This is a genomic window from Bartonella harrusi (assembly GCF_024297065.1).
GTDB classification, from domain to species: Bacteria; Pseudomonadota; Alphaproteobacteria; order Rhizobiales; family Rhizobiaceae; genus Bartonella; species Bartonella harrusi.
The window spans coordinates 82217-97060 of record NZ_CP101114.1; the positions used below are offsets into that span (position 1 = coordinate 82217).

Annotated in this window: 3 protein-coding genes; all 3 read left to right on the plus strand. The window is 39.0% G+C overall.

Translation table 11 applies throughout. From position 1 onward, the window contains the following. Window positions 1-307 precede the first annotated feature (307 nt). From NMK50_RS00370 to NMK50_RS00380, 3 genes are read left to right on the plus strand one after another with little or no spacing between them, the layout of a single operon-like run. Window positions 308-9247 (plus strand): hypothetical protein, encoded by an 8940-nt coding sequence (locus NMK50_RS00370; RefSeq protein WP_254770438.1) that lies wholly within the window; start codon window positions 308-310, stop codon window positions 9245-9247. Then, window positions 9220-14025 carry a Vomp family autotransporter gene (locus tag NMK50_RS00375; RefSeq protein ID WP_505531713.1) on the plus strand — a complete coding sequence of 1602 codons (4806 nt, stop codon included), beginning with the start codon at window positions 9220-9222 and terminating at the stop codon, window positions 14023-14025. The genes NMK50_RS00370 and NMK50_RS00375 overlap by 28 nt, the downstream gene beginning before the upstream one ends. Further along, the gene (locus NMK50_RS00380; protein WP_254770440.1) at window positions 14022-14618 is read left to right on the plus strand and encodes an invasion associated locus B family protein; all 597 of its coding nucleotides are present in this window, start codon (window positions 14022-14024) and stop codon (window positions 14616-14618) included. The genes NMK50_RS00375 and NMK50_RS00380 overlap by 4 nt, the downstream gene beginning before the upstream one ends. The last annotated feature ends 226 nt before the right edge of the window (window positions 14619-14844 follow it).

The window sequence follows — 14844 nt, forward strand, 5'->3', positions numbered from 1 at the left end:
AAAAAATTTCTCTTCACATAAAGACTCAGAATGCAGTTTTATCTTTATTAAGAAAATCTACAATTTCTGATATTTAACACAGAGATATACCCTTACTTTAATTGTAAACATACCTCCTGTTGCAAAAGTTTATCAGACAAAAACATCCTCAAAAACGGATAATGAACAAAAGTTAAGTAACAAAATATTAATAAATAAAACCGTATCACAGAAAGAAAAACCTTCTGCATAGAAGAACAAATAGAATTTAGGATATAACTGACACTAAAATATGTCTTTTTTATGTCTTTTCCTTTGTGGAGAATTGATGATGAAAAAAATACAAAAAATATCAGCGAAGAATGATTTTAATATTTCTCATTCTTTTTATCAGCGGCCTTTTGTGAGAACGCTTTCATTGGCTGGAATGGTTGTATTTTTATCGAATATACTTCCAGTAAGCGCTGGGGTAGCGGGGAATTCTTCAGATGGAAAGCCTAATACTTTTGAAACAGCATCTATAGCAGCAAATAATGATCCAACAACATCACACATTGATGTGACTGAAAGTCATGTTAGTGGAGGAGAGCCATTTTCAAGATTTGCTGTATCTGCGCAGCCAGTGTCTGTATCAGCATTGGAGAGCGACCCAGCAGCGTTGACAGTGGATGTATCGGCACACACTGAAGCTCCAGAAGAAGATACAGTTAAGAAAGGTCCTCGATTAAGAAGCTTCTCTCTACCTGACCTTAGGCAGATTTCGGCATTAGAGAGCGATCCCTCAGCATTGAATGGAGACATATCAGCAGAAGATGAAACTCTAGAATCGAATACTATTAGTAAACGAACTCTTTCGAGAGCCTTCTCTATGCCTGAATTGAATCAACCAATGGCTAGAGGATTTACAAGCTTTAGTGCAAGGATGGCTAAGGCAGGCCTTGCATTAGGTGACGGGGCATACGCTCCAGGGGTAGCAAGTATAGCGATAGGACAGGACACTACGCTTCCTAATGATACTAGTAGGTACTGGCACGCTCCAACAGCGGAGGGGAAAATGTCAATAGCTATAGGGTTATCGGCAAAGTCACCAGCGGCCGAATCAATAGCTATAGGTTCAGACGCTGTAGTGAAGGTAAAAGATGCTGAAAGGGCTGTAATTATAGGTGAGAGTACAACTGCGAGTGTTGCGACGGGTGTTGCTTTGGGCGCTAGTTCTGATGCTGTAACTGCAAGTGACATTGTAGGTTATAGTCCTAAGACAGGGATAGCTTCAACATTAGACGATGATGTCGCATGGAAATCTGGGTATGGTGCAGTGAGTATTGCTGCGTATGATAATGGTAATGTTGCTAAGACACGGCAGATAGTAGGTCTTTCTGCTGGAACTGAAGATACCGATGCGGTAAATGTTGCGCAGTTAAAAGAATTAAGAGAAATGGTAGTAGAAGGTTGGAAGTTCACTATTGGCGGTGAAAATTCCACGAGCGTTAGCTTAGATACAGAAAATACGATAGATTTTTCTTCTGGAAGTAAAAATTTCAAAATTGCAAAAGGAGAGAAAGACAATAAGGTCACATTTGATTTAGCCAAGGAGCTTGAGCTCAATAGCATTAAAATAAATGATGATATAAAATTAGGTGCAAGTAGTTTAAGTGCAGCAGGTCTCATAGTTGCTGACGGTCCAGAGATGACGAAAGATGGCATCTCAGCTGGAAGTAAAAAAATTACAAATGTGGCAACAGGAACTGCAGATACCGATGCGGTAAATGTTGCGCAGTTAAAAGCAGTACAAGAGGCAGTAGCTATAAAAGGTTTAAAAATTAACACCGCTGGTAAAGATTTTGCAGATGCCGTGGCTGCTGCAGAAAATTCAATTGCTATTGGTAGTAAAGCTAACGTTGATGCATTATCCACAGGCGCGATTGCTTTTGGCCATGGCGCATCTGTAAAGAATCTGACTGAAAAAAGAGGATCAGATGGTGCAATTGCCCTAGGTGAAAATGCAACAGTATCAGTTGATAATGGTATTGCTTTGGGTTCTAAGTCCATAGCTGATGTTGCGGCTGGTGTTGGAGGTTATGATCCTAGTATTAGAGAAAACGCAGATAGGCAGGATAATACATGGATAGGCGGTCTTGGTGCACTCAGCATTGGTGATGCTAAGAAAGGAAAAACCAGACAGATTGTAGGTGTTGCTGCTGGAACTCAAGATACCGATGCGGTCAATGTTGCGCAGTTAAAAGCTCTACAAGACTCTATAACCCCAAGTTGGGATCTTTCTGTTAATGGTAAAAATAAAACGAATGTTAATTCAACCAATCCAATGGATTTAGCAGCCGGAAGTACAAATATTACGCTTACAAAAGGAGAGAAAGACAATAATGTAAAATTTGATCTAGCGAAAGATCTTACGCTGGAGAGTGTAAAAACAGGAAATACCACCTTAGATGCAACTGGTTTAGTGATTACCGGTGGTCCGAAAATAACCACTTCTGGCATTGATGCTGGCAGTAAAAAGATAACGGGAGTAGCAGAAGGTAGCAATAATACAGATGCTGTAAATTTTTCTCAGTTGAATAAAGTAAAAAAAGAGGTTGAACAACAAGTAGCAGCCAATAGTTTTGTAAAACAAGATGCCAAGACCCAGCATATCACGATTGGTAAGGACACTGGTGGTGATAGAATTAATATTGCCAATAATAAAGGAGAAACACGTACACTTACTGGTGTGAAAGATGGCAATATTTCCAAAGATTCAACGGATGCAGTAAATGGTTCTCAGCTTTTCGCAACGAACACTAATGTAACCAAAAATGCCAAGGATATTACACAAGCTCAGGGTGACATTGCTAAGAATTCTCTTGATATAACAGAAGCAAAAAATAATATATCCACTCTTGATGACAATATCTCGAAATATTTGGGTGGTGGTGCAAATGTTCTAAAAGGTACAGAGCCCACCTATACTGTACAAAAGGGAACTTATCACAATGTTGCCGATGCATTTGCAGGTGTGGACAGTTCTTTTACGAATGTTAACAATAAAATTACGAAGGTAGAAAATGCTGTCACGAATATTCATAACGAGATAGCGCAAAAAATTGATCAAAATGCTTTGTCATGGAATGAAAAAGAACAGGCTTTTGTCGCAACACATGGCGAAGAAGACAGCAAAACAAATAGCAAGATTACCTCTCTTCAGAATGGGGCTGTTTCCAAAGATTCAACGGATGCTATAAATGGTTCTCAGCTTTTTGATACGAATGAGAAGGTTGCAGCCTATTTTGGTGGTGATGCGAGCTACAAGGATGGCAGTTGGACTGCTCCAACATTTAAATTTAAAACCATCAAGGATGATGGCACTGAAGAAGATGGTACCTATTATAATGTAGCAGCTGCCTTTGCCGGTGTTGGTACTTCTATCACGAATGTTAAAAAGGAAATTACCAACCTTAATAATGAGATTACCAAAGTTGAAAGTGAGAGTATTGTTAAGTGGGATGAGACAACAAAGTCTATTAATATTGGTAAAGAAAAAGATGGCACTATAATCAATCTTCAAAACAAGGATAACGAGAACCGAACGATTGCAGGTGTTATAGGTGGAAAAATCTCTAAAGATTCAAACGAGGCAGTGAATGGTTCTCAGCTTTTTGATACGAATGAGAAGGTTGCAGCCTATTTTGGTGGTGATGCTAGCTACAAGGATGGTAGTTGGACTGCTCCTAAATTTGTGGTTAAGAAGTTTAATTCTCAAAACAGCGTTACTGATGCGACTTATGGTAATGTCACAGCTGCCTTTGCTGGTGTTGGTGAATCATTTGAGAAAGTAAAGGATTCCTTCAAGGAAATTAAGGATGAAATTACCAAAAAGATTCAAAAAGAAATTACCACTGTTCAAGGTGACGCCTTGTTGTGGGATAAGGCAAAAAGCGCCTTTGTCGCCACGCATGGTGAAAAAGAAGGCAAAAAAAGCAATAGCAAGATTACCTTTCTTCAGAATGGAGATATCTCTGAAGGTTCTACGGATGCCGTAACGGGTTCTCAGCTTTATTCTCTAAACAACGATATTGCGCATTATTTTGATAAGAATGCTGGTTATAATGGAGATGGGACTTGGAAAGCACCGACATTTAAGCTTAAAGCTGTTAAGGATGATGGTAACTCTGAAGAGAAAACTTATGATACTGTAGCAGAAGCTTTTGAAGATGTTGGTACTTCTATCACGAATGTTCAGAATAAAGTCACAGAACAAGTTAACAACGCGATTGAAAACATTAATACACAGATCACAAACGTTACAGAAAACAACCTTGTACAGCATGATAGCAAAACGGGAAAAATTACCATTGGTGCGAAAGAAAATGGCAATTTAATTGATGTTACTAATAATAAAGGAGAAACACGTACTATTACTGGTGTGAAGGGTGGTACTCTTTCAGCAAGTTCAAATGAGGCAGTAACAGGTTCGCAGCTTTTCGCAACGAACAGTAATGTAACCAAAAATACCAATGATATTAACAAGGCAACTGATAAGATTACGAAGAATTCTACTGATATAACAGTATTAAATAGTGAAGTTTCCAATATTCAAGGAGATGCCTTATTATGGAGCAAAGATGCAGGTGCTTTTGTAGCAACGCATGGAGAAAAAGGAAGCAAAAAAACCAACAGCAGGATTACCTCTCTTTTAGGTGGAGAGATTTCTGCTAACTCTACGGATGCGGTAACAGGTTCACAGCTTTATTTTCTAGGCAGTGAAGTTACAAAATCTCTTGGTGGTAATGCTAAGTATGAGAATGGTACATGGACTGCTCCTAAGTTTACAGTTAAGACCTTTCAAGCAGATGGCGGTGTTATTGACTCGACTTATGATAATGTAGCAGCGGCTTTTTCTGGTGTAGGTACCTCTTTTGCGAATGTTAATAACAATATAACGAATAAGTTTAATGAACTTACTCAAAATATCACAAATATTACGCAAGAAGTTCAAGGGGATGCGTTGTTGTGGGGCAAAGATGAAAATGCCTTTGTAGCGCAACATGGAGCAAAAGGAAGCAAAAAAACCAACAGTAAAATTACCTCTCTAAAGGATGGGGTTATTAGTAGTCTCTCAACAGATGCCGTAAATGGCTCTCAGCTTTATTCATTGAATAAGCAGTTTGCAGCCTATTTTGGTGGTGGAGCCGGCTATAATGCGAAAGGAGAGTGGACCGCACCTACATTTAAGGTTAAAGGCGTCAAGGAAAATGGGCAAACGGAAGATCAAGACTATACTGATGTAGCGGCGGCTTTTGCTGGAGTAGGTACTTCATTTAAGAATGTTGCAAAAAAGATTAACAAAGAGATTTCTGATGCAAAGAGTGACTCTTTAAACTGGAATAAAACTGCGAATGCCTTTGTTGCAACGCATGGCGAAAAAGAAGGAGATGCAAAATCCAACAGCAAGATTACCTCTCTTCAGAATGGAGCAATTAATGAGAATTCCACGGATGCTGTAGCAGGTCAACAGCTTCATCAATTGGGAACACAGGTTGCGAAATTCTTAGGTGGTAATGCGGCATTTAAAGATGGTGCATTTACAGAACCTACCTATAATCTATCTCAGATTTCTAAAGAAGGTGAGATAAAAGATGCTGAATTTAAAGATGTTGGTAAAGCATTTACGGGACTTGATGAAAGTATCAAGAATGTAAATAATCGGATTAAGGAAGTATCCCAAGGTGTTGCACAAGATTCTCTAAACTGGAGTGCAAAGGATAAGGCTTTTGTGGCGCAACATGGAGAAGGAGATGCAAAATCCAACAGCAAGATTACCTCTCTTCAGAATGGAACAATTAATGAGGAGTCCACGGATGCTGTAGCAGGCCAACAGCTTCATCAATTGGGCACTGGAATTGCTACTTATTTAGGTGGTGGTGCTAAGTATGAGAATGGTGCATGGACTGCTCCTAAGTTTACAGTTAAGACTGTCAAGGCTGATGGTAGTGATGTTGAAGATAAAGACTATAGTAGTGTTTCTGCAGCTTTTGCTGGTGTAGGTACCTCTTTCACGAATATTCATAAAGAGCTTAAGAAGGAGATTAGCCAAGTAGTCAGTGATAGTCTTGTTAAGTGGGATGAGACAACAAAGTCTATTAATATCGGTAAAGAAAAAGATGGTACAGCAATCAACATTGCTAATAAGGATAAAGGGGATAGAATCCTTTCTGGTGTGAAAGCGGGGCAGAATGATAATGAAGCTGTTAATAAAGGGCAACTTGATAAAAGTTTGGAGAAGCTTTCCAACAGTCTTCAGTCTGATGAATCAGCTGTTGTTCATTATGATAAAAAAGATGATGACAATAGCAGCATTAATTATGCGAGTGTGACTTTAGGAAAAGGTAAGGGGTCTGCACCTGTTGGTCTTCATAATGTTGCAGATGGTCAGATTGCCAAGGATTCACATGACGCAATTACCGGTGGTCAGATTAATACAATCGGTAGTGATGTTGCGAAATTCTTAGGTGGTAATGCGGCATTTAAAGATGGTGCATTTACAGAACCAACTTATAATTTATCTCAGATTTCTAAAGAAGGTGAGATAAAAGATGCTGAATTTAAAGATGTTGGTAAAGCATTTACGGGACTTGATGAAAGTATCAAGAATGTAAATGATCGGATTAAGGAAGTATCCCAAGGTGTTGCACAAGATTCTCTAAACTGGAGTGCAAAGGATAAGGCTTTTGTGGCGCAACATGGAGAAGGAGATGCAAAATCCAACAGCAAGATTACCTCTCTTCAGAATGGAGCAATTAATGAGAATTCCACGGATGCTGTAGCAGGTCAACAGCTTCATCAATTGGGAACACAGGTTGCGAAGTCTCTTGGTGGTAATGCGGCATTTAAAGATGGTGCATTTACAGAACCTACCTATAATCTATCTCAGATTTCTAAAGAAGGTGAGATAAAAGATGCTGAATTTAAAGATGTTGGTAAAGCATTTACGGGACTTGATGAAAGTATCAAGAATGTAAATGATCGGATTAAGGAAGTATCCCAAGGTGTTGCACAAGATTCTCTAAACTGGAGTGCAAAGGATAAGGCTTTTGTGGCGCAACATGGAGAAGGAGATGCAAAATCTAACAGCAAGATTACCTCTCTTCAGAATGGAACAATTAATGAGAATTCCACGGATGCTGTAGCAGGTCAACAGCTTCATCAATTGGGCACTGGAATTGCTACTTATTTAGGTGGTGGTGCTAAGTATGAAGGTGGCGAATGGACAGCACCAAGCTTCAAGGTTAAGACATTCTCTTCTGATGGTAATACAAAAGATGAAAATTATACAAGTGTATCTGCCGCTTTTGAAGGTGTAGGTACCTCTTTTGCAAATGTTAATAACAATATAACGAATAAGTTTAATGAACTTACTGAAAATATCACAAATATTACGCAAGAAGTTCAAGGTGATGCATTGTTGTGGGATAAGGCAAAAAGCGCCTTTGTTGCAACGCATGGTGAAAAAGAAGGAGATGCAAAATCCAACAGCAAGATTACCTCTCTTCAGAATGGAGCAATTAATGAGAATTCCACGGATGCTGTAGCAGGTCAACAGCTTCATCAATTGGGCACTGGAATTGCTACTTATTTAGGTGGTGGTGCTAAGTATGAGAATGGTGCATGGACTGCTCCTAAGTTTACAGTTAAGACTTTCAAGGCTGATGGTAGTGATGTTGAAGATAAAGACTATAGTAGTGTTTCTGCAGCTTTTGCTGGTGTAGGTACCTCTTTCACGAATATTCATAAAGAGCTTAAGAAGGAGATTAGCCAAGTAGTCAGTGATAGTCTTGTTAAGTGGGATGAGACAACAAAGTCTATTAATATCGGTAAAGAAAAAGATGGTACAGCAATCAACATTGCTAATAAGGATAAAGGGGACAGAACCCTTTCTGGTGTGAAGGCGGCAACACAAAATAATCAAGCTGTTAACAAGGAACAGTTTGATAAAGGTTTGAAAGATCTTTCTCTCAGTCTTCAGTCTGATGAATCAGCTGTTGTTCATTATGATAAAAAAGATGATGACAATAGCAGCATTAATTATGCGAGTGTGACTTTAGGAAAAGGTAAGGGGTCTGCACCTGTTGGTCTTCATAATGTTGCAGATGGTCAGATTGCCAAGGATTCACATGACGCAATTACCGGTGGTCAGATTAATACAATCGGTAGTGATGTTGCAAAATTCTTAGGTGGTAATGCGGCATTTAAAGATGGTGCATTTACAGAACCAACTTATAATTTATCTCAGATTTCTAAAGAAGGTGAGATAAAAGATGCTGAATTTAAAGATGTTGGTAAAGCATTTACGGGACTTGATGAAAGTATCAAGAATGTAAATGATCGGATTAAGGAAGTATCCCAAGGTGTTGCACAAGATTCTCTAAACTGGAGTGCAAAGGATAAGGCTTTTGTGGCGCAACATGGAGAAGGAGATGCAAAATCCAACAGCAAGATTACCTCTCTTCAGAATGGAGCAATTAATGAGAATTCCACGGATGCTGTAGCAGGTCAACAGCTTCATCAATTGGGAACACAGGTTGCGAAGTCTCTTGGTGGTAATGCGGCATTTAAAGATGGTGCATTTACAGAACCTACCTATAATCTATCTCAGATTTCTAAAGAAGGTGAGATAAAAGATGCTGAATTTAAAGATGTTGGTAAAGCATTTACGGGACTTGATGAAAGTATCAAGAATGTAAATGATCGGATTAAGGAAGTATCCCAAGGTGTTGCACAAGATTCTCTAAACTGGAGTGCAAAGGATAAGGCTTTTGTGGCGCAACATGGAGAAGGAGATGCAAAATCCAACAGCAAGATTACCTCTCTTCAGAATGGAGCAATTAATGAGAATTCCACGGATGCTGTAGCAGGTCAACAGCTTCATCAATTGGGAACACAGGTTGCGAAGTCTCTTGGTGGTAATGCGGCATTTAAAGATGGTGCATTTACAGAACCTACCTATAATCTATCTCAGATTTCTAAAGAAGGTGAGATAAAAGATGCTGAATTTAAAGATGTTGGTAAAGCATTTACGGGACTTGATGAAAGTATCAAGAATGTAAATGATCGGATTAAGGAAGTATCCCAAGGTGTTGCACAAGATTCTCTAAACTGGAGTGCAAAGGATAAGGCTTTTGTGGCGCAACATGGAGAAGGAGATGCAAAATCAACAGCAAGATTACCTCTCTTCAGAATGGAACAATTAATGAGAATTCCACGGATGCTGTAGCAGGTCAACAGCTTCATCAATTGGGCACTGGAATTGCTACTTATTTAGGTGGTGGTGCTAAGTATGAAGGTGGCGAATGGACAGCACCAAGCTTCAAGGTTAAGACATTCTCTTCTGATGGTAATACAAAAGATGAAAATTATACAAGTGTATCTGCCGCTTTTGAAGGTGTAGGTACCTCTTTTGCAAATGTTAATAACAATATAACGAATAAGTTTAATGAACTTACTGAAAATATCACAAATATTACGCAAGAAGTTCAAGGTGATGCATTGTTGTGGGATAAGGCAAAAAGCGCCTTTGTTGCAACGCATGGTGAAAAAGAAGGAGATGCAAAATCCAACAGCAAGATTACCTCTCTTCAGAATGGAGCAATTAATGAGAATTCCACGGATGCTGTAGCAGGTCAACAGCTTCATCAATTGGGCACTGGAATTGCTACTTATTTAGGTGGTGGTGCTAAGTATGAGAATGGTGCATGGACTGCTCCTAAGTTTACAGTTAAGACTTTCAAGGCTGATGGTAGTGATGTTGAAGATAAAGACTATAGTAGTGTTTCTGCAGCTTTTGCTGGTGTAGGTACCTCTTTCACGAATATTCATAAAGAGCTTAAGAAGGAGATTAGCCAAGTAGTCAGTGATAGTCTTGTTAAGTGGGATGAGACAACAAAGTCTATTAATATCGGTAAAGAAAAAGATGGTACAGCAATCAACATTGCTAATAAGGATAAAGGGGACAGAACCCTTTCTGGTGTGAAGGCGGCAACACAAAATAATCAAGCTGTTAACAAGGAACAGTTTGATAAAGGTTTGAAAGATCTTTCTCTCAGTCTTCAGTCTGATGAATCAGCTGTTGTTCATTATGATAAAAAAGATGATGACAATAGCAGCATTAATTATGCGAGTGTGACTTTAGGAAAAGGTAAGGGGTCTGCACCTGTTGGTCTTCATAATGTTGCAGATGGTCAGATTGCCAAGGATTCACATGACGCAATTACCGGTGGTCAGATTAATACAATCGGTAGTGATGTTGCAAAATTCTTAGGTGGTGATGCGGCATTTAAAGATGGTGCATTTACAGAACCTACCTATAATCTATCTCAGATTTCTAAAGAAGGTGAGATAAAAGATGCTGAATTTAAAGATGTTGGTAAAGCATTTACGGGACTTGATGAAAGTATCAAGAATGTAAATGATCGGATTAAGGAAGTATCCCAAGGTGTTGCACAAGATTCTCTAAACTGGAGTGCAAAGGATAAGGCTTTTGTGGCGCAACATGGAGAAGGAGATGCAAAATCCAACAGCAAGATTACCTCTCTTCAGAATGGAGCAATTAATGAGAATTCCACGGATGCTGTAGCAGGTCAACAGCTTCATCAATTGGGCACTGGAATTGCTACTTATTTAGGTGGTGGTGCTAAGTATGAGAATGGTGCATGGACTGCTCCTAAGTTTACAGTTAAGACTGTCAAGGCTGATGGTAGTGATGTTGAAGATAAAGACTATAGTAGTGTTTCTGCAGCATTTGCTGGTGTAGGTACCTCTTTCACGAATATTCATAAAGAGCTTAAGAAGGAGATTAGCCAAGTAGTCAGTGATAGTCTTGTTAAGCAGAAGAAAGAAGGCGATCCTATTACTATTGGAGCGGAAACAGATGGCACTATAATTAATCTTCAAAACAAGAAAAATGAAAACCGAGTTATTTCCGGTGTGACGGGCGGGACAATCTCTAAAGATTCAATTGAGGCGATCAATGGTTCTCAGCTTCATTCGTTTGGTGACAAAATTGCATCCTATTTAGGTGGTGGTTCTAAGTATGAGAATGGTGTATGGACTGCTCCTAAGTTTACAGTTAAGACTGTCAATGAAGAGGGCAAAGTTTCTGATGCAACCTATGATGATGTAACAACTGCATTTGCTGGTGTAGGTACCTCTTTTGCAAATGTTAATAACAATATAACGAATAAGTTTAATGAACTTACTGAAAATATCACAAATATTACGCAAGAAGTTCAAGGTGATGCATTGTTGTGGGATAAGGCAAAAAGCGCCTTTGTTGCAACGCATGGTGAAAAAGAAGGAGATGCAAAATCCAACAGCAAGATTACCTCTCTTCAGAATGGAACAATTAATGAGAATTCCACGGATGCTGTAGCAGGTCAACAGCTTCATCAATTGGGCACTGGAATTGCTACTTATTTAGGTGGTGGTGCTAAGTATGAGAATGGTGCATGGACTGCTCCTAAGTTTACAGTTAAGACTGTCAAGGCTGATGGTAGTGATGTTGAAGATAAAGACTATAGTAGTGTTTCTGCAGCATTTGCTGGTGTAGGTACCTCTTTCACGAATATTCATAAAGAGCTTAAGAAGGAGATTAACCAAGTAGTCAGTGATAGTCTTGTTAAGCAGAAGAAAGAAGGCGATCCTATTACTATTGGAGCGGAAACAGATGGCACTATAATTAATCTTCAAAACAAGAAAAATGAAAACCGAGTTATTTCCGGTGTGACGGGCGGGACAATCTCTAAAGATTCAATTGAGGCGATCAATGGTTCTCAGCTTCATTCGTTTGGTGACAAAATTGCAACCTATTTAGGTGGTGGCGCTAAGTATGAGGATGGTGCATGGACAGCACCTAAATTTATGCTTAAGAGCTTCAAAGAAGATGGCGTCATTGCTGATGCGACCTATGATGATGTTGCAGCTGCTTTTGCTGGTGTGGGAAATTCATTCACGAAAATTCAAGATTCATTTACAAATGTTAAGAATGAGATTGAAAAAGAAATTGCCACTGTTCAGGGTGACGCTTTGTTGTGGAGCGGTGATAAAAAGGCATTTGTAGCCGAGCATGGAGAAGGTAAAGAAAGAGCTAATAGCAAAATTACATCGCTTTCTAATGGTACCATTGCGGCAGGTTCTACAGATGCGGTAAATGGCTCTCAGCTTTTTGAAACCAATAAGAATGTTACGACCTATTTAGGTGGTGGAGCTGGATATGCGAATGGTGAATGGCACAAACCTGATTTCAAGGTTAATATTGTCAAAGAAGATGGCAGTGCAGTTGAAGAGAAGAGCTATCAGACTGTAGCGGAAGCATTTGCTGGTGTAGGGAGTTCATTCACGAATATTCATAAAGAGCTTAAGACTGAGATTAACAAAGTTGTTGGAGATAGCCTTGTTAAGCAGAATGAAGAGACACATGTTATTAGTATAGGAGGTGAAAAGAGTGGTACTGAAGTTAAGCTTGCGAGTATTGATGGGGCATCGCGGACTTTGTCTGGTGTGAAATCTGGTGTGCTTTCGAAAGAATCGACGGAAGCAGTGAATGGTAGTCAGCTTTTTGTGACCAATCAAAATGTAAGCACTGTCTCTAACAATCTTGAAACAGCCGCTACGAATATAGCTAAATCCTTTGGTGGTGGTGCTAAGTACGAGAATAGCACATGGACTGCTCCTACATTCACGGTTAAGAGCTTTGAAGAAGATGGGAAAACGGAAGATAAAGAGTATCTTGATGTTGCCTCAGCCTTTGTTGGAGTAGGTAATTCATTCACCAATGTTAATAATAGAATTACAAATGTTAAGGATGAGATTAGCAAAAAGATTAGCCAAGTAGTCAGTGATAGTCTTGTTAAGCAAGATGAAGAAACCAAGGTTATCAAAATTGGTGCGGAGAAAGAAGGGACAGCAATTACAATTGCAAATAGTAATGGTGATGCACGTAGTCTCTCTGGCGTGAAAGCAGCAATTCTCTCTGAAGGATCGACAGAAGCAGTAAATGGTGGCCAGCTTTATTCTCTGCATACGACCCTTGCTCAATATTTTGGTGGAGGAGCGAAGTATGAGAATGGTGTGTGGACGGCACCTAGTTTCAATGTTGCACAATTTTCTTCTGATGGGAGTTTCTCGACAAAGGAGAGCCATGATGTAGCTGGTGCCTTTGAAGCTGTCAGTGAGAGTATGACGCATATCAACGACCGTATTAAGGATGTTTCTGATAATATAGATAAGAATAATTTGCATTGGAATGAGGAGCAAGGAGCGTATGACGCAAGTCATAATGGTGAAGCGTCTCATATTACCAATGTAGCGAATGGAGAGATAAAAGAAGGTTCGCAAGATGCTGTGAATGGAGGTCAGTTATGGGAAACGAATGATAGGGTTACGAAGGTTGAGAACAGGGTAGATACGATTGATAAACATGTGCAAGATATTGCAACTGCGGTTACGGATGGAGCAGTTAACTATGACAAAGATGATAATGGTAAAAAGACCAATAGCATTACGTTAGTAGGTGGAAATGAGAGTGATCCCGTTTTGATAGATAATGTAGCGGATGGCAAGATTGAAACAGGCTCTAAGCAAGCAGTAACTGGTGGTCAGTTGCATGATTACACTAAGGATCAGATGAAGATAGTTCTTGATGATGCGAAGAAATATACTGATGAGCAAGTGAGCAGTTTTGTCAATAATGGTGTTAATGAAGCAAAGTCCTATACAGATATGAAGTTTGAAACGTTAAGTTATGCTGTTGAGGATGTTCGCAAAGAGGCAAGGCAAGCAGCGGCTATTGGTTTGGCGGTCTCTAACTTACGTTACTATGATATACCAGGATCTTTAAGTGTTTCATTTGGTAGTGGTGTGTGGCGTAGCCAGTCCGCGTTTGCTATTGGTGCTGGTTATACCTCTGAAGATGGTAATATACGCTCTAATTTATCAGTCACAAGTGCTGGGGGGCATTTCGGGATAGGTGCAGGTATTACTCTAAGACTGAGATGATGATGAAAAAAATGAATATTACTATAAAGAAGAAAAATATTTTTGTAATTATTCTGTTTGTCCTTGCCTTTATAGGCAAGGGCGAAAGCTTTGCTAATGAGAAAAAGGATGTTTATACAGTGCATCCACCACAATTATCTATTCCCAAAGGAGAACCTGGTGAAACGCGTCGCATTATTATGCAATTTGATTATTGGACATTAATTTGTGATGAAAAACAAAAACTTAAGCAAGGGATATGTAATGTAACGCAGACGGTTCATGATCAGAATGATAATACCATTTTTAGTTGGTCTCTTGTTTCTACCAAAAAAGGTCAAGCAGTAATGCTGTTCAGAACATTACCCAATACTGATATAAAGACTCCTATTCGAATTTTTTTAGAAGGTGTTAAAAAGCCTATCCTTGTTCGTTATACGCAGTGTAATGAAACCATCTGTTTGGCCCAATCGCTTGTAGGACCAGTTTTAAGCAAACAAATAGAACAAAACAAAAAAATACGTATTTCCTATAAGATTAAAGAAGGAAAGGTATTTTCTTTTACTGTACCATTTGAAGGGTTAAGTGCAGCACTTAATTCTTTACAACGATAACCTGTATAGAGCAATTTTAGAAGAGTTTATTTGTCCATAAATTATTGTTTTGTATTTTTAGATCTAAAGAAAAAATGCAGTAACTTAGTAATTTGTATAGTATAATAGGGAAATGCCTTAAATTATTCATCTATAACAGCAAATAAAGAATAAAAGTTAGAGTTTTTCCACGGGGCTAAAAATAGCAATATAATTCCTTTGAACAAGGAATAGTTAGTTTTATCTT

What these genes read in the sequence shown, in the direction of transcription:
- NMK50_RS00370 (WP_254770438.1), top strand. Translation starts at nt 308, where the DNA reads ATGATGAAAAAAATACAAAAAATATCAGCGAAGAATGATTTTAATATT.
- NMK50_RS00380 (WP_254770440.1), top strand. Translation starts at nt 14,022, where the DNA reads ATGATGATGAAAAAAATGAATATTACTATAAAGAAGAAAAATATTTTT.